Source organism: Streptomyces sp. NPDC005408 (assembly GCF_040606445.1).
In the GTDB taxonomy this organism is placed as follows: domain Bacteria; phylum Actinomycetota; class Actinomycetes; order Streptomycetales; family Streptomycetaceae; genus Streptomyces.
In genome coordinates this window covers 1-25,624 of record NZ_JBEXEX010000041.1, presented here as the reverse complement: position 1 = coordinate 25,624, position 25,624 = coordinate 1, and the positions used below count along the sequence as shown (strand labels likewise).

The window sequence follows — 25,624 nt, the reverse complement described above, 5'->3', positions numbered from 1 at the left end:
GGTCGGTCTCCGCAACTATCAGCCCGACGAGGGAGCCCCAGCACGCTCGTACCGGACGAGCACAACCCCGTTCCCGAAGGCCCGTGTCTCCGCCAGCCGGAGCGGGGTCCTGGTGTCCGAGACCGGGAACAACGGCTTGCCCCGGCCGATGACGACCGGGTGGATGCAGAGGTGGTACTCGTCGATCAGGTCGTGCTCCATGAAGGTCGCAGCGAGGTCCGCGCCGCCGAGGGCCAGGTCTCCGCCCGGTTGGGACTTGAGTTCCAGGACCTCGTCGACGACGACGTCCCGCACGATGGTCGTGTTCCAGTCGGCCCGCTCCAGGGTGCGGGAGTAGACGATCTTGGGCATGTCACGCCAGATGCCCGCAAACTCCGCCATGGGTCCCGTAGTTGAGGGGTCGGCGTCGGCGGTGGGCCAGAACTCGGCCATGAGTTCATGGGTGACGCGGCCGCTCAGGATGCCGCCCATCGTCCTGATCTGATCGTTGAAGTAGCGGTGCAGCTCGTCGTCGACCATGTGCCAGTCGATATCGCGGTCCGGTCCCTCGATGTAGCCATCAAGGGACACCGACATCATCAGGATGATCTTTCGCATCGCGGTCCTCGCTGGAGTCGTGAGGGTTCGGGTTCCACCAGCCGGTCACGGCGCGACGATACGCCTCCGGTCTCACGGTCCGGCGTATTGAAATCAGACGTGGCTGGCTACGCTCCCGATATGACCAGCCAGGACGACGCCACCCTTCGCCCCTTCCGCATCGACATCCCCAAGCGCGACCTGGACGACCTCCACGAGCGACTGGACCGTGCTCGGTGGCCCGACGAGCTGCCGGGCGTCGGGTGGGACTACGGGATTCCGCTCGGCCATCTGCGGGAGCTCGCGGACTACTGGCGGCATGAGTACGACTGGCGCGCCGCCGAAGCGAAGCTGAATGAATGGCCGCAGTTCACCACCGTGATCGACGGTGCCACCGTGCACTTCGCGCACATCATGTCGCCGGAGCCGGACGCGACCCCGCTGATCGTTACCCACGGATGGCCCGGTTCGATCGTCGAGTTCGCCGAGATCGCCGGGCCGCTGACGGATCCGCGCGCCCACGGTGGGGATGCGGCCGACGCCTTCCACCTGGTGCTGCCCAGCATTCCCGGGTTCGGGCTTTCCGGGCCCACACAGGAGACCGGATGGGAGTTTCGGCGGGTGGCCGCCGCGTTCGCGGAGTTGATGGGGCGGCTCGGGTATGGGCGGTACGGCGCGCAGGGCGGGGACTGGGGTGCGGCCATCTCCAGGGAGCTCGGGCGGATCGACCCCGACCGCGTCATCGGCGTGCATCTGAATCTGCTGCCCGGCGCGGCCGCCGCCGAGGAACCGACCGCCGACGAGCTGGCCGCGTTGAGCCCGGCCGAGCGTGAGCGGACCCTCATCTCGTGGGAGCGCAGCCGGAACTGGGACCGCGACCGCAAGGGGTACGCCGACATCCAGGCCACCCGGCCGCAGACCCTCGCCTACGCGCTCACCGACTCACCGATCGGCCAGCTGGCCTGGATCGCGGAGAAGTTCAAGGAGTGGACGGACTCGAAGGACCGTCCCGAGGACGCCGTCGACCGCGATCAGCTGCTGACCAATGTGATGCTCTACTGGCTGACCGGCACGGCCGGTTCGGCGGCGCGGATCTACTACGAGCGGGCCCACTCCGACTGCACCGGACCCGAGCCGTCGACCGCGCCGACCGCCCTGGCCGTCTTCCCGCACGACAATTTCGTACCGCTTCGGCACATTGCTGATCGGACCAACACCATCGTGCGGTGGACCGAATTCGACAGAGGCGGGCATTTTCCCGCGATGGAGGTGCCGGAGCTGCTGGTCGCCGACGTACGGGCCTTCTTCAGGGAACTGACGTAGCTCAGCCGATCCGCCGGTAGCGCCGTTCCGGCCGTCCCGTCCCTCCGTACCGCAGCGTCACCTCGACCCGTCCGGTCTCGACGAAGTACTCCAGATAGCGCCGCGCGCTGACCCGCGACAGGGAGCCCGCCTCCGCGCACTCCGACGCCGACAGGTCCTCGCCCGGGTGCTCCCGCAGGATCCGTTCCACCAGCTCCGCCGTGTGGGCCGCCAGGCCCTTCGGCAGTTCGCGGGAGCCGGGCGGGCGGGTGCCGAAGATCTGGTCGACGTCCTCCTGGCGGGCCTCGTCGAGGCGGTCGAAGCGGGACCGGAGCGATGCCACGTGGCGCAGTTGCTCCTGCAGCGCCGCCTGCGTGAAGGGCTTGATCAGATAGTGCAGGGCGCCGGCGCGCAGGGCCGCGCGGACCAGGCCCGCGTCCCTCGCCGCCGTGATGAACAGCGCGTCCACGGAAGCACGCCCGTCGCGTTCCTCTGCCGCACGCAGCTCCCGCAGGACGCCGATTCCGTCCATGTCGGGCAGATAGATGTCGAGGAGTACGAGATCGGGGCGCAGCCGCTCGGCCGCGCGCAGCGCTTCGGCGCCGCTGTGCGCCACCGCGACGACCGTGAAGCCCTCCGTCGCTGACACATAGCGGCTGTGCAGCTTGGCGACCATGAAGTCGTCGTCCACCACCAGCACCGTCGTCACGCCGACACGCTAAGGCGCGACCACAAGGACCACAACGTCCGTTGATTCCGGAAGAGAGACAGCTTCTTAACGCGCAGGCAACATGTGGGCCACGTCACACCTCTCCCCATCTCCTGGAAAGGCGGCACACGTGCGATTGCGCACTCCCCTCGCCCTGCTCGGGGCGGCGTTGCTGGTGCTCGTGGGGCCGCCGCTGCTCTCCGCCGGCAGTGGCTCCGCCACCGGTACGCAGATACCCGGCCTGCGCTTCATGGTCCCCAACACCCCCGGCGGCGGCTACGACATCACCGCGCGTACGGCCGCCAAGAACGCCGAGGACGCCGAACTCACCCACAACATCGAGGTGTTCAACCTCCCCGGCGCCGGTGGCACCGTCGGACTGGCCCGCCTCGTCGGCGAGCACGGCAACGGCAGGCTTGCCATGTCCATGGGCCTCGGTGTCGTCGGCGCCGTACACACCAACAAGTCGCCGAGGACCCTGGCGGACACCACCCCGATCGCCCGGCTCACCGAAGAGCAGGACATCGTGGTCGTCAGCAAGGACTCCCCGTACAAGACCATCCAGGATCTGCTCGCGGCCTGGAAGAAGAACCCGGGCAAACTGCCTGTCGGCGGTGGGTCGTCGCCCGGCGGACCCGACCATCTCGCGCCCATGCTGATGGCGCAGGCCGCCGGAATCGCCCCCAAGTCCGTCAACTACATCCCCTTCGACGGCGGCGGTGAGCTCCTCGCCTCCATCCTCGGCAACAAGGTCGCCTTCGGAGTCTCGGGCGTCGGCGAGTACCTCGACCAGATCAAGGCGGGCGAGCTGCGGCTGCTGGCGGTCACCGGGCCCAAGCGGGTCCCGGGCCTCGACGCTCCGACCCTGCGCGAGGCCGGGCTCGACACCGACTTCACCAACTGGCGCGGCATCGTCGCCCCGCCCGGTCTCACCGACGCGGAGCGCGACAAGCTCATCGGCCTCGTCGAGAAGCTGCACGACTCCCCGCAGTGGAAGGAGTCGCTGAAGAAGAACGGCTGGGACGACGCCTTCCTCACCGGCGACAAGTTCGGTGACTTCCTCGGCGCACAGGACAAGAGCGTCGACTCCGTACTGAAGGAGCTCGGGCTGTGACGACGACAGAGACCGAAACCGACAGGCCCACCAACGCGCGGCGCTCACCGCAGGAATGGCTGCGCGAATACTCCGAACTCGGCGTCAGCGTCCTGCTGTTCGTCATCGGCGTGCTCGTCCTCACCGATGCACTGACGATGAACGTCGACATCGCGCAGCGCGGTCCCGTCGGCCCCAAGACCGTCCCCGTCGTCGTCGGCGCCGGCCTGCTGGTCGTCGCCGTACTCCTCGCCGTCGATGTCCTGCGCGGCGGCCGCGGCGAGGCAGAGGGCGGCGAGGACATCGACCTCACCGAGCCGAGCGACTGGCGTACGGTGCTGCTCCTCGCCGGCGTGTTTCTAGGCTTCGCCGTGCTCATCGGCCCCCTCGGCTTCCCCATCGCAGGAGCCCTGCTCTTCTGGGGCGCGGCCTTCGCGCTAGGCAGCCGCCACCTCGACCGCGACCCGCTCATCGCAGCGGCCCTCGCCCTGGTCACCTACATCGTCTTCAACAACCTGCTCGGCGTTCCGCTGCCGGGTGGCCCGCTGATGGGAGTGCTGTAGCCGATGGACTCTCTCAACTCACTCCTCGACGGCTTCGGCACCGCGCTGACTCCGGTCAATCTGCTCTGGGCGGCACTTGGAGTGCTGCTCGGCACCGCGATCGGCGTACTGCCCGGAATCGGACCCGCGATGGCGGTGGCGCTGCTGCTGCCCGTGACCTACGGCCTTGAGCCGACCGGCGCGTTCATCATGTTCGCCGGTATCTACTACGGAGCGATGTTCGGTGGCTCCACGACCTCCATCCTGCTCAACACCCCCGGTGAGAGCGCAGCCGTCGTCGCGGCGATGGAAGGCAATCCGATGGCCAAGGCCGGCCGGGGCGCGCAGGCGCTCGCGGCCGCCGCGGGCGGTCACTTCGCCGGTGGCATGATCGGCACCATCCTGCTGGTCGTCCTCGCGCCGACCGTGGCCGAACTCGCCGTCGACATCGGCGCGCCCGACTACTTCGTGATCATGGTGCTCGCTTTTATCGCGGTGACGTCGGTACTCGGTTCGTCGCGTATCCGCGGTCTTGCGTCTCTGCTGATCGGCCTCACCCTCGGCCTTGTCGGCCTGGACGAGATGACCGGCCAGCAGCGGCTCACCTTCGGCTCGCTCCAGCTCGCCGACGGCATCGACGTCGTCATCGTCGCGGTCGGTCTCTTCGCGATCGGCGAGGCGCTGTGGGTCGCGGCCCATCTTCGGCGCTCCAGCGGCGAAGCCATTCCAGTCGGCCGCCCGTGGCTCGCCACGTCCGATGTGCGGCGTACCTGGAAGCCCTGGCTGCGCGGGCCCCTCATCGGGTTCCCGTTCGGCGCGATCCCGGCCGGCGGCGCGGAGATCCCGACCTTCCTCTCGTACGTCACCGAGAAGCGGCTCTCCAAGCACAAGGATCAGTTCGGCAAGGGAGCCATCGAGGGCGTCGCGGGACCGGAGTCGGCGGCCTCGGCCTCGGCCGCGGGGACCCTGGTCTCGATGCTGACGCTCGGCCTGCCCACCACGGCCACAGCGGCCGTGATGCTGGCCGCGTTCCAGCAGTACGGAATCCAGCCGGGGCCCTTGCTCTTCGAGCGCGAGCCCGATCTGGTGTGGGGTCTGATCGCCTCGCTCTTCGTCGGCATGGTGCTGCTGCTGGCGCTGAATCTGCCGCTCGCGCCGGTCTGGGCGAAGCTGCTGCGCATCCCGCGCCCGTATCTCTACGCGGGGATCCTCTTCTTCGCGGCGGTCGGCGCGTACGCGGTGGGCGGCGAGGCGCTCGACCTGGTCATCCTGCTGATCATCGGCCTGATCGGCTTCGGCATGCGGCGCTACGGACTTCCCGTACTGCCCGCGGTGATCGGAGTCATCCTCGGCCCGGCCGCCGAACAGCAGTTGCGCCGGGCGCTGCAGATCAGCGACGGCAGCGTCAGTGGCCTGGTCAACACGCCCTTCTCGGTCACGGTGTACGCCGTGATCCTGATCCTGGTGACCTGGCCCTGGCTGAAGAAGCTGATCACGCGGCGCCGTAACGTAGCGGCATGACCGAGAACATCCGCCCCGCAGCCACCGACGACGTGAGTGTGGTGAAGGCCGTGACCGACGCGGCCTATCACCACTACATCGAACGGATCGGCGTCGTGCCCGCCCCGATGGAGGCGGACCACGCGGCCGAGGTGGCGGCGGGGCGGGTGTTCGTGATCGGCGATCCGGTGCGGGGGGTCATCGTCCTCGTCCCGGAGGCCGGTCATCTCTTCCTGGCGTCGATCGCCGTCCACCCGGACGCCAGGGGCACCGGCCTCGGCCGCAGGCTGCTGGCCTTCGCCGAGGAGTACGCGCGTGAGCTGGGCCTCGCCGAGATCCGGCTCTACACGAACGCGCTGATGTGGGAGAACCAGGAGCTCTATCCGCGGTACGGCTACGAGGTCGTCGAGCGCCGCGTGGACGGGCCGTACGACCGCATCCACTACCGCAAGCAGCTCGCCTAACGGCCTGTCCGGTCGAGCAGATCGGTCAACTTGCCCCTGTGGGCAAGGATTTCGAGCTCGTCCAGGGCCTGCACCGCGTGCCCGGCCGCCTGCGGGTCGCGGGCGGCGAGGCCGCTCTCCTCGAACTCGTCCTCGTCCAGGCGCAGCACCTTTGCCCCGTCCGCCGACACCCACAGATCGAGGTCCAGGTCCTCTACGACCAGTTCGTCGCCGTCGAGGACGGCGGGGCGGGTGATGTCGCAGTACCAGCCCTTGAGCGTGCCGTCGCCGGAGCTGACCTCCTTCACCGCGTACCAGCGGTCCCGCCAGTAGTGCTCGGTGAACACATCACCCGCCTCGAAGCGTACGAAGCCGAAGTCACGCGTCCCCTCACCCGCCCACGGCGCGCGCACCGTCACATGGATGCCGTCGTCCGCGAGCAGCTCCGCGGCGTAACGGATCTTGGTCTTGCCTGCTTTGACCAGAACCACCTCAACCGAGCGTGCGGACATGCCGTACCTCCGTCGCACAGATCTCATAACCGAACCACTTGTTGATCGCCAGCATGGGGCCATTGTCTGCGTCATTGCTGGTGAACGCGTCCGTATGGAAATCACGGACGATCAGAGTCATGGGGACTGACGCTACGTGGCGGCCGGGCCGTGTCGCCTCCCAATTTCCGGTGGACTTCCGGTGGTGGGGGAGAATCGGTGTGTGACTCTGAAGATCGCCATCGATGCAGACGCGGCCGTCGCTCCGTACGAACAGCTGCGCGCCCAGATCTCCGCACAGGCACGCTCGGGCGCGCTGCCGGTGGGCTACCGGCTGCCGACCGTACGCGGACTGGCCGAGGACCTCGGGCTCGCCGCGAATACCGTCGCCAAGGCGTACCGGGCCCTGGAGGCGGATGGGGTGATCGAGACGCGGGGGCGCAATGGGACGTTCGTGGCTGCGGCGGGCGATGCGGCGGAGCGGCAGGCGGCGGTGGCCGCGGCAGCCTTTGCCGAGCAGGTGCATCGCCTGGGCCTGAGCCGCGCCGATGCCGGGGCCGCGGTCGAGGAAGCGCTGCGTGCGGCGTACGGAAAGTAAGGCAGGGGCTGTCCGAACGCGGACGGGCTCAAACTGAGCCCGTCCTGTTCACAGGTACAGGCCCGCGTCCGCGCCGTCGTGCTGCAGCGGGACCGACGCCGGGCTGTTGCCGCGGCGCAGGGCGTACAGCTCCGCCAGCGTCGCGCCCTCGCGGCCGACCCCCTCCTCCGTGCCCAGCCAGTTCACCGACTCCTTGCGGGTCAGCGCGCCCACCTCGATGCGGGCCAGACAGCGCCCCGGGCGGACCACCGCCGGATGCAGCCGTTCCAGGTCCTCGTTGGTCGTCACGCCCACCAGGACATTGCGGCCCTGGCCCAGCAGACCGTCCGTGAGATTGAGCAGGCGGGACAGCGCCTGGCCCGCCGTGTGCTTCGCCTCGCCGCGGATCAGCTCGTCGCAGTCCTCGAGGAGCAGCAGCCGCCAACGGCCCTTCGAGGTGCCCTCGTCCTCGCCGATGGCGATGTCCATCAGGTAGCCGACGTCGTTGAAGAGCCGCTCCGGGTCGAGTACGCAGTCGACCTGGCACCAGTCCCGCCAGGAGCGGGCCAGCGTGCGCAGCGCGGAGGTCTTCCCGGTGCCGGGTGGGCCGTGCAGCAGGAGCAGCCGTCCCGCGATGTCGTCCGGTGTCACCTTCATCAGCCGGTCCATCGCATCGGCCACCGGCGCCGTGTAGTTGGGCCGGACCTCGTCCCAGGTCCCGGCGGCGATCTGGCGGGTGGTGCGGTGCGGGCCGCGGCGCGGCGACACGTACCAGAACCCCATGGTCACGTTCTCCGGCTGCGGCTCCGGCTCGTCGGCCGCACCGTCCGTCGCCTGCTTGAGCACCTTCTCGGCGAGCTCGGAAGTCAGGGCGGTGACCGTGACGTCCGCGCCGCGGTTCCAGCGGGAGATGAGCAGCGTCCAGCCCTCGCCCTCGGCGAGCGTGGCGCTGCGGTCGTCGTCGCGTGCGGAGCGCAGCACGGATGCGGCCGGCGGCAGCAGGGTGGCGCCTGGCTTGACGCGGTCGATGGTGGAGCTGTGGGAGTACGGCTGCTCGCCCGTCGCGAAGCGGCCGAGGAACAGCGCGTCGACGACGTCCGAAGGTGAATCGCTGTCGTCGACGGTGAGCCGGATCGGCAGTGCGTCCTGAGGCTTTGCAGACATGGGCCCATGATCCGGCACGGGACCGCCGCGCGCACGGTGTTTTGACCGGTGGCGAGCCCAGCATGATCCGCCGGCCACCCCCTAGGACCGGCCGGCTGCCGGGTCCCGCATCAGCCGCGGCCCCGGCGGATCAGACCGACGACCCGGCGAGTCCGGCGCACCACGGCGTAACCCTTGGTCAGCGCACGGTCCTTGGCGAAGTTCCGGGCGATCGAGCGGCCGTCGACGAGCCGCTCGAACTCGTCGATGCCGGTGGAGCGCCGTACGGTCACCCGCTCAAGGGCGTACGGCCCCTGCCGGGGCAGCGCGAGCGCGTTTCCCACGGCGAGCGACTGAGCGAAGCCCGCCGCCCGGACCGCTCGGCGCACCCGGCGGCTGGAGTAGCCGTACGGGTAGGCGAAGGAGACCGGGAGGCTGCCCAGTTCGTCCGCGACGATGTCCCGGCAGCGGACCGTTTCGTGGTGGAGCCGGTCGTCGTCGAGCTGGTCCATCTGCGGATGGGTGTGGGTGTGGCCGCCGATCTCCGTGCCCGCGGCGGCCAGTTCGCGCACCTGGTCCCAGTCGAGCATGGTGTCGAGCGCGCCGCCCTCGTCATGGGCACCGCGCAGCCAGCCGGTCGACACGAAGAGGGTGGACGCGAAGCCGTGTTTGACGAGGCCGGGGAGGGCGTGCCGGTGCACGCCCTCGTAACCGTCGTCGAAGGTGATCAGCACCGGGCGGCGCGGCAGGGGCCGGCGTCCGCCCGACCGCCAGGCCTCGCCGAGCTGCGCGGTGGTGAGAGGTGTGAACCCGCGCTCGCCGAGCAGCTCGAGCTGCTCGGCGAAGGCGTCGGGCGAGACGGACAGGCCGTAGGCGGCCTCGGCCGGCCGGTGTCCGACGGCGTGGTACATCAGGATGGGGACGGGCTGGTTCAACCGGACCTGCCTCCCGTGCTCGGATCGGGTGCTTGATATCCCGAAGGGACGGGCACGGATGGGACCGGCTCGGATGGCACGGGCCCGGACGGGACCGGCTCGGGTGTACCCGGTCCCGAGGGAGCCAGGCTCGACGGGGCCGGGTCCGAAAGGGCCCGGCCTTCCGCGATCGGCCCGGACGAGAAGGCCGCACCGCCCCTTCGCGCCCGTACGCTCCCCACCACATAGCCGCCCGCCGCCACAGCGACCCCGGTGACGATCGCGCCCGCCCGGCCCGCGCCGCCGCGGCGGCCCAGGACCGCGTCGCGCAGCCCGCGTACGACACCGGCCGGGAGGATCCGCGTGGTGTAGCGGCGCTCGGACTCGAGCCCCTTGTCCGCGCCCACGCTTCGGGCCACCAGCGCCTTGGACAGGCCCTCGGCATAGGCGCGGGTGCGGAAGTACCCGAACCGTTCACGCGCGGCCGGGACCTTGTGGTGGATCACCGCGCGGTCGTCGATCAGCAGCACCGCATCCGGCAGCGCCTTGGCGAGCCGGATGCACAGCTCGGTCTCCTCGCAGCCCAGCGGCCGTTTGTCGCCGTCACGCCCGATCCCGGTGGCGAAGCCGCCCGACGCGTCGAACGCGCTGCGCCGGAAGGAGGCGTTGCCCCCGAGGACATTGCGCACCCGCACCTTTCCCGGCGGCAGGCCCCGGTACGTACAGCCGACGACCCAGTCGAACTCCTCCGGGAACCAGACCGGCCTGCGCCCCGAGGCCCAGGCGGCCATCGTCCGGCCGCCGACGGCCATCACCCGGCGGTCGTCGTATCCCTCGGCGAAGTACCGCAGCCAGTCACGCTCGGCCACGGCGTCGTCGTCGAGGAAGGCGACGAACTCGCCGCGGGCCGCGGCGATTCCGGTGTTGCGGCCCGCGGAGAGGCCGCGGGGGCCCGCATTGGCGAGCACCCGCACCTCCTCACCCCGCGCGACTGTCTCACTGTGATCGCCGTACTCCTTGTACTCCTTGGCGAGTCGGTCGAGCAGCGCCGGATTGTGGTCGACCACCAGCAGCGTCTCCAGCGCCGGAAGCGACTGGTGCCGTACGGAGTCGACGGCCGCGAGGATGTCCTCCCAGCGGTCCTCCGTGTACACGCAGATGACCACCGAGAAGCGTCGGTCGCTCAAGACACCTCTCCCCGCGGGATCCTGAGACTGAGCGCCGCCTCCCGGCGGCGCTCGGCGCGGCTGACACCCTTCTCCTTGAGGATCACTCTGAGGACCCGCAGCCCGTCCCGTACGGCGCTGAGGTTGCTGACGCCGTGGATACGCAGGTACTCGTGGCTGGGTACCTCCTGTACGCGCAAACCGGCCTTGACCACCCTGATGTTCATCAGCGTCTCTATCTCGAAGCCGGTGCAGTCCAGGGTGATCTTGTCGAGGCAGTGTTTCCAGAAGGCGTTGTAGCCGTAGCAGAGGTCGGTGTAGCGGGCGCCGAACTTGGCGTTGACGATGGAGCACAGGACCCAGTTGCCGAGCTTGCGGATCGGGGTCATGTCGTCGGTGCCGCCGCCGTTGGCGAAGCGGGAGCCCTTGGCGAAATCGGCGCCCGAGACGAGGGCCGAGACATAGGAGACGATCTCCTGGCCGTCGGCCGAACCGTCGGCGTCCACCATCACGATGATGTCGCCCGTGCAGGCGGCGAATCCGCTGATGAGGGCATCCCCTTTGCCCTTGCCGACCTGCTTGACGACCTTGACGTCCGGCCACAGTTCGCGGGCCACTTGGACGGTGTTGTCGCTGGAATTCCCGTCGACCAGGACGACTTCATGAATCCAGTCAGGGAGTGTCTTGAAGACGTACGGAAGATTTTCCGCCTCATTCATGGCGGGGATCACGACGCTCACGGGCGGAGTGATCGCAAGATGCGAGGAGATCGGCCGGTAGGCGGCTGATATTCGGCCGAGTCCCTTCACCGGAGCTTCCGGTTGGGCAGCGGAATCGGTGGCTGAAGTGGTGACTGATGTGGCGGTTGATTCGGTGGTGCCCTGACGGTGCGACGTTTCGAGATACGGATCTTGCCCCGGAGCGGCCGGGTGCAGGACTGAACTCATGAGTCTGTTTCCCTCTCCACCGGTGGACTGCCCACCCCCGGGCAGTCCGGATGAGTTTCCGGTTTGAAAGGGGGGTTCTTCTCACCCCGGCCATGCAGGCATAACGGCTCCGTACTTGGTGGGTGAGCTGGCAAAACTGGCCGCGCGGTGTACGGCTCGGCAAGAGCGCGAAAACCGAGCACGGCACCCCCCTACCGCGCCCCGCTCAGAAACCCATCGCGACGCTTGAGCCCTCCCCTAGAGTCGCTTTGCATGATGGGTCGTTGCGGGTGGATGTACGACGGTATTGATGATTAGGACTGTATGGCAAGACCTGGAACAAGGACGCACTTTTTTACTTTTTGGTACCGATTCGGTGGTCAGTAACGGAAGCGTCCTGATCGAATCTTCTTGATCCCTTTCATCAACCGGTCTGCCGGATTGATGTGTTCCGGGTTCCGCATTCGCCGGCCCAGGGCCGAGAGGAAGAGCAGAACCGTGATCACGGCGACTGTCGTGATCCCTCCGTCCACCGTCAGGACGTGCGGCGACTTCAATGACTGGGCAACCAGCAGGTCGATGACGATCGCGCCGGCCGCTGCCACTGCGGCGCGGGCCGCCGGGTCGAGGCGGGGCAGTGCGGCGGCAAGTCCGCCCGCCGGTCCGGCGAAGAGGAAGAAGAGGGTGAACGGCGCGCGCAGCGGCGACTCGACGCCGGTGAGCGTGAGTGCGACGCCGACCCCCGAGACCGCGCATGCCGCACCCGCGAGTGCCGGAAGGAGATCTGTCCGGACTGCCGATGGCTTGTTGCTGATCGTCTGCATGGCCGACTTTGCCCCCAAGGCGTCGGATGCATCGGTTGCGACCCCCATGCTGCGCAGCTCGCGACGCTCCGTCAAGAAGCCCTCACATGGTCCGAGCGTAGTCCGAGCGCAACATTCTTGGCATGGACACTTCCGGTGAAGTATGCCCGCTGCTACGAAAGTTGAGGCAGAGATCCTGCTAAAGGGAGGTTCCATGAAACTGTCCCGAATCGCGGCATTCTCATCCTCACTCCTCCTCGGCGCCGTCCTCGCTCTCACCGGAGCCGGCCAGGCACAGGCTTCGGACAGCGCCCTCGCCCTTGACTACGTGGCTCTCGGCGACTCGTACTCATCGGGCGTCGGGGCCGGCAGCTACGACAGCGCGAGCGGCAACTGCAAGCGCAGCACCAAGGCCTACCCCAAGCTCTGGGCGGCCGCGCATTCACCCTCGTCGTTCGCGTTCACCGCTTGCTCGGGCGCTCGTACGGGTGATGTCACGGCCGGTCAGCTCGCCCCCCTCAGCTCGGCGACCGACCTCGTCTCCATCACCATCGGCGGCAATGACGCGGGCTTCTCGGACGTCATGACCACCTGCGTCCTGCAGTCCGAGTCCACCTGCATCAACCGCATCAACCAGGCCAAGAGCTACGTCGACACGACCCTGCCCGGCAAGCTCGACTCCGTCTACTCGGCCATCAGATCCAAGGCACCCGCTGCCCAGGTCGTCGTCCTCGGCTACCCCCGCTTCTACAAGCTCGGCGGCAGCTGCATCGCCGGGCTGAGCGAGAACGAACGGGCCGCGATCAACGGCGCGGCCGACTATCTCAACGCCGCCACCGCGAAGCGCGCCGCCGACCACGGCTACGCCTTCGCGGACGTCACCCCCGCCTTCACCGGACACGAGATCTGCTCCGGGTCGGCCTGGCTGCACAGCCTGAACTGGCTCAACATCGGCGAGTCGTACCACCCCACCGCCTCCGGACAGTCCGGCGGCTACCTGCCCGTCTTCAGCTCGCGCGCCTGAGAACGGCGTTCGTGGCGTTCGCGGTGTAGGAGCCCGAGTCCGTCGGGGTCTCCTGCTTGCACGTGACCGAGAAGTCGATCCACTGTGAATACGCCTCGACCGGACTCCGGATCTCCACCCGGATCCGGTCGTGGTGCGTCTCGCCCTGCTTGTACGTCAGCTCGATGTGATTGACCTGCTTCCGCTTCGATCCTCCGGCCCCGAAGTCCAGCGTCTTCCACTCGGAGTCGGAGCTCTCGCCGCTCTTCGTGGCCCAGCGGTAGTCGACGGACGCCGGGGTGCGGCCCACCGTGATCGTCGCCCGGAAGGCCGGAGCTTCCGCTTCGGGCGGCGGGCAGGTGCCCGAATAGCTTCCGTGCACGGTCTCGGCGTAGACCTTGACGCTCTGCGGCGGGGTGTACGTACCGCCATTGTCGCCGTTGTTGCCACTGTTTCCGCCGGCGCCTGTGCTGCCGCCGTCCGTACCGCCGGCTCCTGGGGCGGACGAGGTGCTGCCGGGACTGGTGCCCGAACTGCCCGTCGCGGGGCTCGAGCTGCCGGCGTTGTCGTCCCCGCCGGCCCGGTTCTTGTTGTTGACCAGCGCCCAGGCGAGGCCGCCGACCGCCAGAAGCAGCACTGTCACCCCGGCGATCAGCACCACGGTCGCCCGCCGCGCACGGTCTGGCGCCACACCGGTCGTGGCCGTGGTGGCCGGACCGGGAACGGGCGTCGGCGGCGGGGGGACCGGGAGCCCGACAGGTGTGGGGGACGTCGACGAGACGGTGGAGCTGTACGGTCCCGGCGGCACAGGAGTCGTACGCGCAGTGCCACCCGCGCCCACCACCCGCAGCAGATGCTCGGCCTCCTCGGCCGACAGCCGCTGTGCCGGATCCTTGCGCAACAGCCCCGCGATCACCGGCGCGAGCGCCCCGGCCCTGCGCGGCGGCGGAAGTTCCTCGTCCACGACGGCACGCAGGGTGCTCAGCGGGGTGTTCTGGCGGAACGGGGAGTTGCCCTCGACGGCCGCATACAGCAGCACGCCGAGCGACCACAGATCCGACTCGGGCCCCGGCGTACGCCCCAGCGCCCGCTCGGGCGCGAGGAACTCGGGAGAGCCGATCAGCTCGCCCGTCATCGTCAGATTGGAGGTCCCCTCGACGGCCGCGATACCGAAGTCCGAGAGCACGACACGGCCGTCGTTGCCGATGAGCACGTTTCCCGGCTTCACATCCCGGTGCAGCACACCCGCCTCGTGCGCGGCGCGCAGGGCCGCGAGGACCTCGGCGCCGATGTGCGCGGCGCGCTGCGGGGCTAGGGGGCCCTCCGCGTCCAGCACATCGGAGAGCGCGAGCCCGCGCACCAGCTCCATCACGATCCAGGGGCGGCCGTCCTCGGTCGCCACGTCGTAGACGGTCACCACATTGCGATGGGAGATCCGGCCGGCGGCCCAGGCCTCCCGCTCGAGACGCGCGTACAGCCGCTGCTCGTCCGCGGTGCCGAGCCCGGCCGGGGCGCGGACCTCCTTGACGGCGACCTCGCGGTTCAGCACCTCGTCGCGGGCGCGCCACACCACGCCCATCCCGCCCTCGCCCAAGGGGCTCAGCAGCCGGTAGCGCCCTGCCACCAGCCGCGAATCGCCCGGCACTTCGCTCACAGCGAGCCCCCATCGGTAGCAGAGGAACTACCCCAAGTTAGCTCACGCAAGAGCTGTTGCCGCCCCCTTGAGCGCCAATCCGCATCCGATGGCGAGCACGATGAACGCCGTGCCCAGCGGGAGCGCGCGCTGGGCGGTGGCGAACAGCCGTCCCTTGCGGCGGCTGCGGTCGGCGAGCAGGCGGGTGGCGCGCTCGCCGAGCCGTACGGCCGCGAAGCCCGCGGCGGCAAGGGTGAGGGCGAGCCCGGCGCCGTACGCGAGGACGAGCAGCAGCCCGAACCAGGCCCGGCCGAGGGCGGCTGCGCCGACGAGGACGACGACGGCGGAGGGACTGGGGACGAGTCCGCCGGCGAAGCCGAGGAGGATGGTGGAGCGGAGCCCCAGCGAGCGGTGGTCGTGAGTGTGGGTGTGGGCGTGCCCGTGCGCATGGCTGTGACTGTGCCCGTGGTCGTGTTCCGGTTCGTGGCCGGGCCCGTCGCCATGCGTGTGACTCGGCCCGTGGCTGTGCGCATGACCATGGTCATGGCCGTGGTCCTGTTCCGGCCCGTGGCCGGGCCCATGCCCGGACGCATCGCCGTGCTTGTGGCCCGGCGCGGATCCGTGGTCGTGGCTGTGTCCGTGCCCATGGTCATGGCCGTGCCCGTGCCCGTGACTGTGCCCGTGCGCCGCCCCTCGGTTTCGCCAGGCCCTGCGTACGAGCACCGCCCCCGCCCCCGCCACCAGCGCTCCGCTCGCGACGCCCAGCCAGGCGACCACCGACGGCGCCGCCGCCGAGCCCACCGCGATCAGGCCGCCGAGCGCGAACACCCCGAGCGTGTGCGTGATCGTCACCGATGCGCCCAGGGACAGGACGTCGCGCAGGGAGTTGCGCCCGCCCGCTGCCGCCGCGGCGGCCATGACCGTCTTGCCGTGACCCGGCGCGAGCGCGTGCAGCGCGCCCAGCAGCAGCGCGGTCGCCAGAGCCAGTGCGGCGAATCCCGCGGTCAGGTCGCGCTGGGCCACCAGGCCGGTCAGCGCCTGCGTCCAGCGGTCGGCGCCGCGCGGCAGTATGGACGCCGGGGCCGCCGCCTCCTGCTGGTCCGCCGCCGCGGGCGCGCCGCCCGGTGTGACCGAGAGCGCGGCCGCCGTGCGGTCCGGCGCCGAGGAGAGCTGCCCGTCCGGGTACTTCGTCAGCCGCTGCGACTCCGACGTCTTCGGTACGTCGGACGAGGCGAGCGTCATCCGGTCGCCGCGGGCCGTGATCTCCCGCCAGCCAGGCCCCTGGCTTCCGCCCGCCGCCCGGAAGGCGATCGTCTGCCGCCCGTCGGGCAGTTCGGCCGTCAGCCGGCACTCGACGCGGAGTGTCGGCAGCCCGGCCTGCCCGGGACGCACCTGCGCGCGGCTCGCCCCGGGCGTGAGCGGAATTGCGCGCTGCTCGACCGTGACCCGGCTGTCCCGCGCCGCGTCCCGGCAGCGAACCGTGGCCCACTGAGTGAGCTCGCCCGGCGACATCTCACGGTCGCCGTCGCGATCGATCTTCGTTCGGGCCTGGGCCGCGGGTATCTCCGCCAGATCCTCTACGTGATCGACACCGAGCTGCCCGGGCGCGACGAGGAGTCCGTCGTAGCGGTTGACCGTGAAGTTCCCGAGGGGATGCGCCGCGGCCGTCCCGGCGGGCAGCACCGCGAGCGCCGCTCCGGCGACGAGGACCGCCGCGCCGACGGCGGTCGTACGCCTCTTCATGACGCCTCCAGGGCCGTCAGCGCGGAGCGGGCCGCACGTGAACCGATCGGGGAGAAGCCGGGGTTGATCTTCAGCGCGGCACCGAGCGACGCACGGGCGGCGTCCGTCCTGCCGACCGAGCGCTCGATCATGCCGCGGTGGTAGAGGAACGTCGCGTTGCGGCAGCCGGCCGGCGCCGATGTGGCGAGGTACGGGAGGGCTTCCGCGGAACGGCCGTTGACGTGCAGCGCCCAGGCGAGAGCGTCCGCCGTGTGCACGGTCCTGCGCTTGCCCCACTCGGCGCGCGCGGCCTTGAGCGCCTCGGCCTTGTCGCCATGGTCGGCCAGCGCCAGAGCGGTGTCGAGATCGGTGTCCACGCCGTTGGCGCGGGCCAACTCGGTCCAGGTGCCGATGAGTTCGTACTGGGCGTGGGCGTCCGCCGCGCGGCCCCCCGCTTCGTACAGCTCACCCAGCGCCACCAGCTGACCCGGCAGCGGCAGCCGGTCCACCACCGCTTCGAGCCCGGACAGCGCGCCCTTGGCGTCACCGCGGGCGGCCTGGGTGCGGGCCCTGCCCTCCAGCGCGGGCAGATAGCCCGGGTCCGCGTCGAGCGCCGTAGTGAAGTACTTCAGCGCCGGGGCGTACGCCCCCTGGGTCCACTCCAGCTGACCCAGCGCGGTGGCCACATACGCCGTGTCGCCGGGGGAGGAAGCCGAGTTCAGCGCGCCGCCGAGTATCCGCCGCGCGCCGGCGATGTCGCCGCGCAGCTCCAGTACGTACGCATAGCGCGTGAAGACGGGGATGCCGGGGCGGCGGCCATCGGCCTCCTTGGCTGCCGCCAACGCCTTTGGATAGCTGCCCAGTTCGACGAGGGCGTCGATCCGGGAGGCGAGCGCGCGCTCGCTGAAGGCGTTGACCTTCAGCGCGGCCTCCGACTCGCGCAGCGCGCCACGGAAGTCGTGCCGCGCCGCCGCGAGCGCGGCACGACCCGCCAGGGCCGTGTCGTTGTCCCGCGGCTGCAGCGCCAGGGAACGGGCAAGCGCCTTGTCGGCCTGCGGATACCGGGTCGGGTCGCCACTGGTCCTGGCCTGCTCGACATAGGCGGCACCCAGGGCCGCCCACCCCCGCGCGTCCTTGGGCTGCGCCCGCAGATGCGCCTGGAGGCCGGTGACCCCGCGGGCGAGGTCACCGGTGCCGATCCGGTCGAACGGTGCGTCCGCCACGGGCGCGGCGGTGCGGGCTGCCGGGGGCTCGTTGCCCGCACCGCCGGACACGACGATGCCCACGGTCAGAGCGACGGCCAGCATCCCGGCGGGCAGCAGCACCCCGGCCACGCGTCCCGCCCCGAACCGGGGGCCGGTCTCCCGGCCCCCCGGGTCGCGGCCTTCGGCCGCGGTCGTTCCTGGCGCCCTTCGCAGGGACATGAATCTGCCCTTTCCTCTCGTCGATCCGTCGATCCGTCGTGCGCCGGGTCGGTCAGCGGTAGATGTTCCGGCGCCGCATCCGCCACCAGCTCAGACCCAGAGCGACCAGCAGTACGCCCGCACCGGCGGCGACCGCGGAGGCGATCAGCGTGTTGTCGGTGAAGTCGCTGCTGGAGGATGCGGACGACGCGCCCCCGCTGAGCAGATTGCCCTGGGCGTCCTTGGCGGCGCCCTCCTTGGCGAGCGCGCCTCGCGAGCCTGCCGTCGGCAGGGCCAGATACGGGAAGGCCGCACCGAACTTCTGGTCGTTCTCGTTCACCGCGTCGCCCAAGTCGTTCTTCGAGCCGACCAGTTCGCCCTCGACGGCCTGCAGTGCGATGTCCAGAACGTCGTCCGTCAGGCGCCGGCCGTTGGGGAATCCGGCGTTGTCGCCGTCCAGCACACCCAGCCTCTTGGGCTCTGCGCTCGGCGCGATACCGGTGTTGAGCCGCAGCGCCTCCGCGGGCCGGACGTGCGGCGGCTTGTTGAGCTTGTCGACGCCGGTCAGGAACACCGAGACCAGGTCGTTGCGGGGTTCGGCCGGGGCCTTGATCTTGTAGATGCCCTCGATCAGCTTCGGCAGCTCGGGCTGGGTGACGAACTTCAGGAAGTCACCGTCGTTCCACGGGTGGGACGCGTTGAACTTGTCCTTGTCCTTGACGGGAATGACGACCTCGTTGACCAGCGGCATTCCGAGCCGTGACACCTGCGTCCAGTGACCGCTCGCGCTCTTGCGCTGGGTGGTCGACCAGATGCCGACGATCGGCTGCTTCTCCGACTGCCGGATGTACGCGGTCGGCACCTGCAGGGCGACGGAGTTGACGCTGTAGCCCTTGAGCGTGTCGTTGCCGACCTCGGTGAGGTTCCCGCCGTAGAGCAGGTCGAAGACGCGCAGGTCCGCGAAGAAGGGGTCGTCCGCCTGGCCCGCGAACGCCGTTGATCCGCCCGCGAGTTGCTGCACGGCCTGGTCGCGCAGGGCCTGGTAGTCCGGCATGGACGCCTTGCCCACGTTCGACGGTGCCACCGGCAGATCGTCGCCGATCTTCGTGGAGTGCATCACATGCTGGTTCTTCAGCCTCAGCAGATCGATGTCGTACGTCTGCGTGATGTTGAGGTCCGGGTCGTCGATCGTGGTGACAGGACCGGTGTTGTACAGGAACGTATTGCCGTTCTTGACGTGGTTCTTGAAGGTCAGCCGGTAGATCAGGTCGCCCTGGGCATCACCGTCGCTGTCGATGTGGATGTCGTACTGGGCGTCGTCGGCGAACTTGTAGAAGTTCGGGCCGCCGCCCGGTTCCTCGAACGGCAGCACGTTGGCCACGATCGTGGTGGTGTCGGGCTTGTCGGGGCTGACGAACGCATACAGGTCCGTGTTGTCGTACTGGGGCTGCCCGGAGATCAGCGGCGCCTCCCGGTGGCTGGAGGCCCGGGCGGTGCCCGGCTCGACCCCGGTCACACCGGAGGCCACGAGCGCCCCGGCCGCCAGCGCCACGCAGGTAAGAGCGGCGAGCCTCGTGGGCCCCCGCCCGCTGCTGCTCATTGCGGTCATCGAATCCGTCCTTCGCGAGTGCTGGTTCTGCTCCGATGCCAGCCATTCGGTGCGGAGTACGGAACGGATTGGTCGTCAGTCCGAGAAGTTCTGAGAAGTTGAGAGAGCTTTTGCCGAGGGGCTGTCCAACTCGCCCTGGAATCAGGCGGATTCGGAGAGTAGTCGTCAACTCGCGTACTGGTGTGGTGAATCCTGCGACCGGGATACACGAGTGTCACGGCGGGGCGATAGGGTTAACCTGCCCGGGCCGGGTGCCCTCGTACGGGTGGGGAGTGACATGGAACAGATAGCAATGCGCAGCAGGGCGCGTGTGCCTGCGATCACGTGTGGGAGCAGTGCGACCAGCACGCGTCTCGACCGCCATCTCTCGGTGCTGGGCGGTCCCGCCCTCCCGCAGCGCGAGACGGCCGAGGCGACGTCGCTGATGCGCGAGCTCACCTCGCGTGATGTCGCGCACACCCGCAAGAGCAAGAGTGCGCGAGTTTCGCTCTTCGCGCCGCTCAAGCGGCTGCGTCGCTCACTGTTCGGCAGCCGCAGGTAGGGCCGCGGGCACCTTCAGGACCCGCGGCGTCGCAACGGCTTGAGCGGCGCCCGGCACCGATCATCGGCCTCGTCGTCGCCGCGCTCCTCAACCTGGGCGCGTCGGCGTCCCCTCCCCTTGACTTCACCCGTACGCGAACGCGCTCAGGCGATCACACCGTCCCGGCGCAGCGCCGCTGTCCCCTCGTCCGTCATTCCCAGGGCCCTCAGCAGCGCGTCGGTGTGCTCGCCGAGCGCGGGAACCGCGCCCATCCGAGCCTCGTCCCCGCCAGGCAGGATGATCGGCGGCAGCAGGGCCCGCAGCGGTCCGGCCGGTGAGTCCACTTCCCGCCACCGGTCGCGTGCCGCGAGCTGCGGATGCGCGGCCAGGTCCGTGACGCTGTTGAGCCGGGCGCAGGCGATGCCTGCCGCCTCCAGCCTGCCGATCGCCTCGTCGCGGCTCAGGGACGACAGGGCATGGGCCACCACGGCATCGGTCTGCTCCCGGTTGGCCGTGCGGGCCGTGTTGGTCGCGAAGACCGGATCGTCGCCCAGCTCGGGCCGGCCGAGCACCTGCTCGGCCAGCCGCCGCCACTCCCGGTCGTTCTGTACGGACAGCAGAACCTGGCCGCCGTCCGCCGTGGCGTAGGCGTCGTACGGCGAAATGACGGCGTGCGCGACGCCGGTGCGCGCCGGGGTCTCGCCCCCGTGCATTTCATGGTGCAGGGGATGCCCCATCCATTCGGCCAGCGAGTCCAGCATCGAGATCTCCACCGGCCCGCCGAGCCCCGTGGTGCCCCGCCGCAGCAGGGCCGCCAGCACTCCCGAGAAGGCGTACATCGCCGCCGCGATGTCGGCCGCCGGAATGCCCGCCTTGACGGGGTGCTCTGCGGTCCCGGTCACCGAGACCAGGCCCGCCTCGCACTGCACGAGCATGTCGTAGGCGCGCTTGTGTGCGTACGGTCCCTCCGCGCCGTAGCCGGAGACGTCGACGGCGATCAGCCGCGGGTGCGCGGCGCAGAGGGTGGCCGCGTCCAGACCGAGCCGGGCCGCCGCTCCCTGGGCCAGGTTCTGCACGAACACATCGGCGTCCGCGAGGAGTTGGCGCACGATGTCGAGGCCGCGGGGGTCCTTGAGGTCGACGGCGATGGACTCCTTGCCACGGTTGCACCAGACGAAGTGCGAGGCGAGCCCGCGGGCTGCGGTGTCGTAGCCGCGTGCGAAGTCGCCGCCGTCAGGGCGCTCGATCTTGATGACGCGGGCGCCGAGGTCGGCGAGCTGGCGTGTGGCGAACGGCGCCGAGACGGCCTGTTCGACGGCGACGACCGTGATCCCGTCGAGGGGGAGGGGCTGATGGCTCATGACAGCCGTGCCTACCGTGTACGTACCACCTTTGTCACCCCCCGACGGGTATCACCTGGTGTTTTTTCGCGAAACGGCACCTTCGGCCCTCACAGCAGGGCGAACTGACCTTCAGGGCCCTCTTCGTGGTGGTCGAGCACGGAGGCGGGCCGCCGGGCCGCGGTCGGCGGGGGGAGCACGCCCGGGAGTTCGGTGATCTCCGGGCCGACCTTCAACTCGTCCTGCCGGCCGCGCAGTTCACCCAGCAGAGCCAGCACGGTGATCAGCTCAAGCAGCTCGGAGGTCCACTCCTGCGGCCATACGGCGGGCCGTATCGCCTCCAGCGTCCCGGGCTCGGCCGCGGCGGTACGGTGCTCGAACCAGAGCTCCAGCATGCGTACACCGCCGGCGTGGAAGTCCCAGGCCTCGGCGGGCACGGGTGAAATACGGCCGTCGCCCAGGCTGAGCACCTCATCCTCGGCGTCGTACGTGATCGCGTCGGGCCGCGCGGGCACGGCGGCCCGCACATACGGGCGCCGTCCGCCGGGCAGCCGGGGCCGCTCGCCACCTCGCGCCCCGCGCAGCTGGATCTGTGTCATCCGCCGCCCCAACTCGACGCCGGACAGCCACACGCGGGGGTCGGCAGGCAGGGGCACCACGCACCCGGCGGCCGACGGCTCGGCGGCCGCGACGATCCAGGCCACCAGCTCGTCGGCGTCGACCTCGCGCCCGTAACGGCTGCCGAGGGCGGACAGCAGACCCGGCGCGAGATTGGGCTCGATCCCACCGGGCCGCCGGTACAGCGGACGAATCCGGCCGGGCCGTCCGGCGGGCGAGTGCCCGTCGGGAAGCATCGCCGAGACACTGACGGCGGGTCCCGCGGACTCCGCCACCCAGCAGTGCTCGACGACGAACAGCTGCCGCTCGTCGGCCACCCGCCACAATTCGGGCCTGGCGACGTCGATGAGCCGGTGGTCGGGGATCAGCCACTGCTCGTCGAAGGCCCCGTGGGACACCCGCACCGGCACCGGACAGGGCCCGTCCTCCCGCACGAACCGGCTGGTGCCGGTGGTCTGCCCGGGCAGCTGGCTGGCGGCACTGCGCGGCGTACGCGCCCGGGTGCACCCGAACAACGTGTCCTGCTCGACGCCCTCCGCCCGTACAAGGGCATCCCAGCGCGCCTGGAGGGAAGCTGCATCCGGAGCCATCACCCAGGGTCGCCCCAGCCGCAGGGGTGCTGTTCCCCACGGCATGAGCTCGTCCAGCATCGGCATGCGGAAATGCTAACCGCGGGCCCTGACAGCGCTCACTCCGCGTCGAGGGTGACCGAGAAGGAGAACCGGTCCCCCCGGTACCGGATCCGGGCCACGTCCACCACCCGGCCCGCCTCGTCGTACGTCACGCCCGTGTAGTGCAGGATCGGGCTCAGCAGCGGAACCTTCAGCAGCTCCGCCGTCGGCGGGTCCGCAAGGCGCGCCTCCACCGTGTCCGTGATGCGGCTGATCCGCACGCCCACCCCGTCCCGCAGCACCTTGGTCATCGGCCAGCGCTCCAGATCCGCGAGGTCGAGCCGCGCCGCGATGTCCGGACGGACCGCGTTCTCCGCCCAGTTGGTCGGCTCACCGCTCTCGCCGTCGCAGCGCAGCCGCTTGTACGTCACGACCTCGGTGTCATCGGGGAAGTACTCCGCGAGCTCACCGGGCACCGGCCCGGGGCCGTGCCCCAGGATCGTCGTGCGCTCGCCGGACTGCTGGGCCACGATCGCGTCGATCGAGCCCAGCAGCCGCCTCGGCGCTCCCCGTCGCGCCCCCGGTTCGATGAAAGTGCCCCGCCGCCGGTGCCTGCTGATCAGGCCCTCCGCCTCGAGCTCCTTGAGGGCCTGGCGCATGGTCAGCACGCTGACGCCGTAGTGGGCGGCGAGCTGCTCCTCGGTGGGCAGCCGCAGCGACGCCTCGGGTGTTCGGCCCAGTATCGAGGCGCGCAGCGACTGCGAGACCTGGTACCACAGCGGCAGCTTGCGGTTCAGGACCAGCGAGTCGGGGGCGAAGGCGGTCACGGCGTACTCCGTACTACGACCGGAAGTGGCGCTCAAGACCCTGCCACACGTCGTCGTAGCTCTTCTGCAGATGTCCGGCGTTCGCTGCCTGCCCGGTCGCGGTCAACGGCCAGCGCGTCTCGAACATGAAGGCAAGCCCGTCGTCGATCTTCTGCGGCTTCAGCTCGGCGGCGCTGGCCTTGTCGAAGGTCTCCCGATCCGGTCCGTGCGCCGACATCATGTTGTGCAGCGAGCCGCCCCCCGGAACGAAGCCCTCTGCCTTCGCGTCGTACGCGCCCTCGATCAGGCCCATGTACTCGCTCATTACATTGCGGTGGAAGTACGGCGGCCGGAACGTGTCCTCGCCGACCAGCCAGCGCGGCGCGAAGACGACGAAGTCCACACCTGCCAGACCCGGGGTGTCGCTCGGCGAGGTCAGCACGGTGAAGATCGACGGGTCCGGGTGGTCGTACGAGATCGTCCCGATCACGTTGAAGCGGCGCAGGTCGTAGACGTACGGAACGTGGTTGCCGTGCCAGGCGACGACATCCAGCGGCGAATGGTCGTAGGTCGCGGCCCAGAGGTTGCCGCAGAACTTGTTGACGACCTCGACCGGGCCCTCCACGTCCTCGTAGGCCGCCACCGGCGCGAGGAAGTCGCGGACGTTGGCGAGGCCGTTCGCACCGATCGGGCCGAGGTCGGGGAGCTGGAAGGGCTGCCCGTAGTTCTCGCATACATAGCCGCGGGCACTCTCGTCGAGCAGCTCGACGCGGAAGCGGACGCCGCGGGGGATCAGCGCGACCTCGCCGGGGCGGGCGGCGAGCAGCCCGAGCTCCGTGCGGAGCAGCAGGCCGCCCTTCTCGGGCACGATCAGCAGCTCGCCGTCCGCGTCGCTGAATACCCGGTCCGTCATCGAGGAGTTGGCGTTGTACAGGTGCACGGCCATGCCGGTGCGCTGGGTCGCGTCGCCGTTTCCGCCGAGCGTCCACAGACCGGCCAGCCAGTCTGTCCCCGGCGCGGGCTCCGGCAGGGGGTTCCAGCGCAGCCGGTTCGGGTCCGGGACGGTCTCGGTGAAGGGCGCGCTGCGTACGTCGCCGTTGTCGATGCGCACGAAGGCCGGGTGCGCGGCCGAGGGCCGGATGCGGTACAGCCACGAGCGGCGGTTGTGGGCGCGCGGCTCGGTGAACGCGCTGCCGCTCAGCTGCTCCGCGTACAGCCCCAGCGGGGCGCGCTGCGGTGAATTGCGTCCGTGCGGAAGCGCGCCTGGCACGGCCTCCGAGCTGTGTTCATTGCCGAAGCCGGCCAGATGCCCAAGGCCTTCGGCCGTCTTCCGCGCCTGCTCGATGCCGCTCATCGTCCGCTCCCGGTGCTGAAGGAATCCTATGGACAACCGTAGGATTGCTGGACCGCCCCGTCAACGGGAACGGGACGGCATGATGGACGGCGTGTCCCCAGCCCACCTCCGCCGTGCGCCCGTGCAGCAGCGCAGCGCCGAACGGCTCACCCGGATACTGGACGCCTGCGCCGAGCTCCTCGACGAGACCGGTTACGAGGAGCTGTCCACCCGCGCGGTGGCCGCCAGGGCCGGGGTGCCCATCGGTTCCGTCTACCGCTTCTTCGGCAACAAGCGTGCGCTGGCCGAAGCCCTGGCCCATCGGAATCTGGACACGTACGCCGAACGCATCGGCGGCCGTCTCGAGGAGCTTCCGGCGGGGGACTGGCGGGGCGCCCTCGATGCCGTACTGGACGAATATCTGGCGATGAAGCGGACCGTTCCCGGCTTCGCGCTGATCGACTTCGGCTACCAGATCCCGGTGGGTGCGCCCGCCTCGGGCGCGAACCACCAGGTCGCCGACCGCCTGGCCGACATGCTCGCGGGCCACCTCGGCCGCGCCCCGGCTGACGCGGAGCTGCGGCGGGCGGTGCTGGTCTCGGTCGAGGCGGCGGATGCGTTGCTGCAGCTGGCGTTCCGGGTGGGGCCGTCGGGGGACGAGGAGATCGTGGGGGAGACGCGGGAGCTGTTGCGGGCGTATCTGGCACGGGTGCTGGATTGAGCGGGCGGTGCGGTGCGCCTGCGGCGGGCTTGCCGCTGCCGAGGGCTCGTACTTCTGGGACTACGACGGGAACCGCTACCTCGACTTCACCAGCGGTCTCGTCTACACCAACATCGGCTA

Annotated in this window: 25 protein-coding genes and 1 pseudogene; 9 read left to right on the top strand and 17 right to left on the bottom strand. The window is 70.0% G+C overall.

What is annotated here, in order from left to right:
• Positions 1-18: 18 nt before the first annotated feature.
• Complete coding sequence (locus tag ABZS64_RS29180; protein ID WP_355835976.1) at positions 19-597, bottom strand: dihydrofolate reductase family protein; 579 nt, start codon at positions 595-597, stop codon at positions 19-21.
• A 120-nt stretch (positions 598-717) separates the two neighbouring features.
• Between ABZS64_RS29180 and ABZS64_RS29175 the strand changes: the two genes are divergently transcribed.
• Positions 718-1,899 carry an epoxide hydrolase family protein gene (locus ABZS64_RS29175; protein ID WP_355835973.1) on the top strand — a complete coding sequence of 394 codons (1,182 nt, stop codon included), beginning with the start codon at positions 718-720 and terminating at the stop codon, positions 1,897-1,899.
• Position 1,900: 1 nt separating this feature from the next.
• On the opposite strand, the gene ABZS64_RS29170 is transcribed toward ABZS64_RS29175, so the two are convergent.
• Positions 1,901-2,578, bottom strand: coding sequence for a response regulator (locus ABZS64_RS29170; protein WP_355836075.1), 678 nt, complete (start codon positions 2,576-2,578; stop codon positions 1,901-1,903).
• 139 nt (positions 2,579-2,717) lie between these two features.
• Between ABZS64_RS29170 and ABZS64_RS29165 the strand changes: the two genes are divergently transcribed.
• From ABZS64_RS29165 to ABZS64_RS29150, 4 genes are read left to right on the top strand one after another with little or no spacing between them, the layout of a single operon-like run.
• Positions 2,718-3,701, top strand: a complete 984-nt coding sequence (locus tag ABZS64_RS29165) for a tripartite tricarboxylate transporter substrate binding protein (RefSeq protein ID WP_355835970.1) — start codon at positions 2,718-2,720, stop codon at positions 3,699-3,701.
• Complete coding sequence (locus ABZS64_RS29160) at positions 3,698-4,243, top strand: tripartite tricarboxylate transporter TctB family protein (RefSeq protein ID WP_355835968.1); 546 nt, start codon at positions 3,698-3,700, stop codon at positions 4,241-4,243. The genes ABZS64_RS29165 and ABZS64_RS29160 overlap by 4 nt, the downstream gene beginning before the upstream one ends.
• 3 nt (positions 4,244-4,246) lie before the next feature.
• Positions 4,247-5,743 carry a tripartite tricarboxylate transporter permease gene (locus ABZS64_RS29155; RefSeq protein WP_355835965.1) on the top strand — a complete coding sequence of 499 codons (1,497 nt, stop codon included), beginning with the start codon at positions 4,247-4,249 and terminating at the stop codon, positions 5,741-5,743.
• Positions 5,740-6,186 carry an N-acetyltransferase gene (locus ABZS64_RS29150; RefSeq protein ID WP_355835962.1) on the top strand — a complete coding sequence of 149 codons (447 nt, stop codon included), beginning with the start codon at positions 5,740-5,742 and terminating at the stop codon, positions 6,184-6,186. The genes ABZS64_RS29155 and ABZS64_RS29150 overlap by 4 nt, the downstream gene beginning before the upstream one ends.
• Here the strand turns inward: ABZS64_RS29150 and ABZS64_RS29145 are convergent.
• Both ABZS64_RS29145 and ABZS64_RS29140 read right to left on the bottom strand, forming a co-directional pair.
• Entirely contained in the window at positions 6,183-6,677 is a 495-nt protein-coding gene (locus tag ABZS64_RS29145) for a DUF402 domain-containing protein (protein WP_355835959.1), read from the bottom strand. The two genes, ABZS64_RS29150 and ABZS64_RS29145, sit on opposite strands and share 4 nt — an antisense overlap.
• Positions 6,658-6,774 (bottom strand): annotated as a pseudogene (locus tag ABZS64_RS29140) (GNAT family N-acetyltransferase); the annotation flags it as partial. The pseudogene ABZS64_RS29140 and the gene ABZS64_RS29145, both read right to left, overlap by 20 nt.
• Positions 6,775-6,879: 105 nt before the next feature.
• Here ABZS64_RS29140 and ABZS64_RS29135 point away from each other — a divergent pair.
• Positions 6,880-7,254 carry a GntR family transcriptional regulator gene (locus ABZS64_RS29135; protein WP_355835955.1) on the top strand — a complete coding sequence of 125 codons (375 nt, stop codon included), beginning with the start codon at positions 6,880-6,882 and terminating at the stop codon, positions 7,252-7,254.
• A gap of 48 nt (positions 7,255-7,302) precedes the next feature.
• On the opposite strand, the gene ABZS64_RS29130 is transcribed toward ABZS64_RS29135, so the two are convergent.
• The 5 genes from ABZS64_RS29130 to ABZS64_RS29110 all read right to left on the bottom strand — a co-directional run bounded on the left by ABZS64_RS29130 (position 7,303) and on the right by ABZS64_RS29110 (position 12,206).
• Complete coding sequence (locus tag ABZS64_RS29130; protein ID WP_355835952.1) at positions 7,303-8,397, bottom strand: DUF5925 domain-containing protein; 1,095 nt, start codon at positions 8,395-8,397, stop codon at positions 7,303-7,305.
• A 110-nt stretch (positions 8,398-8,507) separates the two neighbouring features.
• Positions 8,508-9,287, bottom strand: a complete 780-nt coding sequence (locus tag ABZS64_RS29125; protein WP_355836072.1) for a polysaccharide deacetylase family protein — start codon at positions 9,285-9,287, stop codon at positions 8,508-8,510.
• Between the two features lie 20 nt (positions 9,288-9,307).
• Positions 9,308-10,477 carry a glycosyltransferase gene (locus ABZS64_RS29120; RefSeq protein WP_355835949.1) on the bottom strand — a complete coding sequence of 390 codons (1,170 nt, stop codon included), beginning with the start codon at positions 10,475-10,477 and terminating at the stop codon, positions 9,308-9,310.
• The gene (locus tag ABZS64_RS29115) at positions 10,474-11,403 is read right to left on the bottom strand and encodes a glycosyltransferase family 2 protein (RefSeq protein WP_355835946.1); all 930 of its coding nucleotides are present in this window, start codon (positions 11,401-11,403) and stop codon (positions 10,474-10,476) included. Before ABZS64_RS29115 ends, ABZS64_RS29120 begins: the two co-directional genes overlap by 4 nt.
• 359 nt (positions 11,404-11,762) lie before the next feature.
• On the bottom strand, positions 11,763-12,206 hold the full coding sequence (locus ABZS64_RS29110; protein ID WP_355835943.1) for a hypothetical protein: 444 nt from the start codon (positions 12,204-12,206) through the stop codon (positions 11,763-11,765).
• A 193-nt stretch (positions 12,207-12,399) separates the two neighbouring features.
• Here ABZS64_RS29110 and ABZS64_RS29105 point away from each other — a divergent pair, with 193 nt between their 5' ends.
• A complete protein-coding gene (locus tag ABZS64_RS29105; RefSeq protein WP_355835940.1) occupies positions 12,400-13,209 on the top strand; it encodes an SGNH/GDSL hydrolase family protein in 810 nt (269 codons plus the stop codon).
• Here ABZS64_RS29105 and ABZS64_RS29100 read toward each other — a convergent pair.
• The 4 genes from ABZS64_RS29100 to ABZS64_RS29085 form a co-directional block, all read right to left on the bottom strand.
• Positions 13,193-14,842, bottom strand: a complete 1,650-nt coding sequence (locus ABZS64_RS29100; protein ID WP_355835938.1) for a serine/threonine-protein kinase — start codon at positions 14,840-14,842, stop codon at positions 13,193-13,195. The genes ABZS64_RS29105 and ABZS64_RS29100 overlap by 17 nt on opposite strands.
• Before the next feature lie 42 nt (positions 14,843-14,884).
• Positions 14,885-16,564 carry a nickel transporter gene (locus tag ABZS64_RS29095; RefSeq protein ID WP_355835935.1) on the bottom strand — a complete coding sequence of 560 codons (1,680 nt, stop codon included), beginning with the start codon at positions 16,562-16,564 and terminating at the stop codon, positions 14,885-14,887.
• Complete coding sequence (locus ABZS64_RS29090; RefSeq protein WP_355836069.1) at positions 16,561-17,850, bottom strand: hypothetical protein; 1,290 nt, start codon at positions 17,848-17,850, stop codon at positions 16,561-16,563. Before ABZS64_RS29090 ends, ABZS64_RS29095 begins: the two co-directional genes overlap by 4 nt.
• 169 nt (positions 17,851-18,019) lie before the next feature.
• Positions 18,020-19,555: a DUF4331 domain-containing protein gene (locus tag ABZS64_RS29085; protein WP_355835932.1), complete on the bottom strand. Its 1,536-nt coding sequence runs from the start codon at positions 19,553-19,555 to the stop codon at positions 18,020-18,022.
• 277 nt (positions 19,556-19,832) lie between these two features.
• Here ABZS64_RS29085 and ABZS64_RS29080 point away from each other — a divergent pair, with 277 nt between their 5' ends.
• A complete protein-coding gene (locus tag ABZS64_RS29080; protein ID WP_355835930.1) occupies positions 19,833-20,096 on the top strand; it encodes a hypothetical protein in 264 nt (87 codons plus the stop codon).
• 143 nt (positions 20,097-20,239) lie between these two features.
• On the opposite strand, the gene ABZS64_RS29075 is transcribed toward ABZS64_RS29080, so the two are convergent.
• The 4 genes from ABZS64_RS29075 to hmgA all read right to left on the bottom strand — a co-directional run bounded on the left by ABZS64_RS29075 (position 20,240) and on the right by hmgA (position 24,804).
• Positions 20,240-21,436 carry a CaiB/BaiF CoA-transferase family protein gene (locus ABZS64_RS29075; protein ID WP_355835928.1) on the bottom strand — a complete coding sequence of 399 codons (1,197 nt, stop codon included), beginning with the start codon at positions 21,434-21,436 and terminating at the stop codon, positions 20,240-20,242.
• 89 nt (positions 21,437-21,525) lie between these two features.
• Positions 21,526-22,689 carry a type ISP restriction/modification enzyme gene (locus ABZS64_RS29070; RefSeq protein ID WP_355835925.1) on the bottom strand — a complete coding sequence of 388 codons (1,164 nt, stop codon included), beginning with the start codon at positions 22,687-22,689 and terminating at the stop codon, positions 21,526-21,528.
• Between the two features lie 32 nt (positions 22,690-22,721).
• A complete protein-coding gene (locus ABZS64_RS29065) occupies positions 22,722-23,471 on the bottom strand; it encodes a GntR family transcriptional regulator (RefSeq protein ID WP_355835922.1) in 750 nt (249 codons plus the stop codon).
• A 13-nt stretch (positions 23,472-23,484) separates the two neighbouring features.
• Complete coding sequence (gene hmgA, locus ABZS64_RS29060; protein ID WP_355835919.1) at positions 23,485-24,804, bottom strand: homogentisate 1,2-dioxygenase; 1,320 nt, start codon at positions 24,802-24,804, stop codon at positions 23,485-23,487.
• Between the two features lie 82 nt (positions 24,805-24,886).
• On the opposite strand from hmgA, the gene ABZS64_RS29055 reads away from it, so the two are divergent.
• Positions 24,887-25,504, top strand: coding sequence for a TetR/AcrR family transcriptional regulator (locus ABZS64_RS29055; RefSeq protein WP_355836066.1), 618 nt, complete (start codon positions 24,887-24,889; stop codon positions 25,502-25,504).
• Positions 25,505-25,624 lie beyond the last annotated feature (120 nt).

Excerpts from the sequence above, each read along its gene's own strand:
- ABZS64_RS29180 (WP_355835976.1), bottom strand. The coding sequence starts at position 597 with ATGCGAAAGATCATCCTGATGATGTCGGTGTCCCTTGATGGCTACATC.
- ABZS64_RS29175 (WP_355835973.1), top strand. The coding sequence starts at position 718 with ATGACCAGCCAGGACGACGCCACCCTTCGCCCCTTCCGCATCGACATC.
- ABZS64_RS29155 (WP_355835965.1), top strand. The coding sequence starts at position 4,247 with ATGGACTCTCTCAACTCACTCCTCGACGGCTTCGGCACCGCGCTGACT.
- ABZS64_RS29150 (WP_355835962.1), top strand. The coding sequence starts at position 5,740 with ATGACCGAGAACATCCGCCCCGCAGCCACCGACGACGTGAGTGTGGTG.
- ABZS64_RS29145 (WP_355835959.1), bottom strand. The coding sequence starts at position 6,677 with ATGTCCGCACGCTCGGTTGAGGTGGTTCTGGTCAAAGCAGGCAAGACC.
- ABZS64_RS29130 (WP_355835952.1), bottom strand. The coding sequence starts at position 8,397 with ATGTCTGCAAAGCCTCAGGACGCACTGCCGATCCGGCTCACCGTCGAC.
- ABZS64_RS29125 (WP_355836072.1), bottom strand. The coding sequence starts at position 9,287 with ATGTACCACGCCGTCGGACACCGGCCGGCCGAGGCCGCCTACGGCCTG.
- ABZS64_RS29115 (WP_355835946.1), bottom strand. The coding sequence starts at position 11,403 with ATGAGTTCAGTCCTGCACCCGGCCGCTCCGGGGCAAGATCCGTATCTC.
- ABZS64_RS29110 (WP_355835943.1), bottom strand. The coding sequence starts at position 12,206 with ATGCAGACGATCAGCAACAAGCCATCGGCAGTCCGGACAGATCTCCTT.
- ABZS64_RS29105 (WP_355835940.1), top strand. The coding sequence starts at position 12,400 with ATGAAACTGTCCCGAATCGCGGCATTCTCATCCTCACTCCTCCTCGGC.
- ABZS64_RS29095 (WP_355835935.1), bottom strand. The coding sequence starts at position 16,564 with ATGAAGAGGCGTACGACCGCCGTCGGCGCGGCGGTCCTCGTCGCCGGA.
- ABZS64_RS29090 (WP_355836069.1), bottom strand. The coding sequence starts at position 17,850 with ATGCTGGCCGTCGCTCTGACCGTGGGCATCGTCGTGTCCGGCGGTGCG.
- ABZS64_RS29085 (WP_355835932.1), bottom strand. The coding sequence starts at position 19,555 with ATGACCGCAATGAGCAGCAGCGGGCGGGGGCCCACGAGGCTCGCCGCT.
- ABZS64_RS29080 (WP_355835930.1), top strand. The coding sequence starts at position 19,833 with ATGGAACAGATAGCAATGCGCAGCAGGGCGCGTGTGCCTGCGATCACG.
- ABZS64_RS29075 (WP_355835928.1), bottom strand. The coding sequence starts at position 21,436 with ATGAGCCATCAGCCCCTCCCCCTCGACGGGATCACGGTCGTCGCCGTC.
- ABZS64_RS29070 (WP_355835925.1), bottom strand. The coding sequence starts at position 22,689 with ATGCCGATGCTGGACGAGCTCATGCCGTGGGGAACAGCACCCCTGCGG.
- hmgA (WP_355835919.1), bottom strand. The coding sequence starts at position 24,804 with ATGAGCGGCATCGAGCAGGCGCGGAAGACGGCCGAAGGCCTTGGGCAT.
- ABZS64_RS29055 (WP_355836066.1), top strand. The coding sequence starts at position 24,887 with ATGGACGGCGTGTCCCCAGCCCACCTCCGCCGTGCGCCCGTGCAGCAG.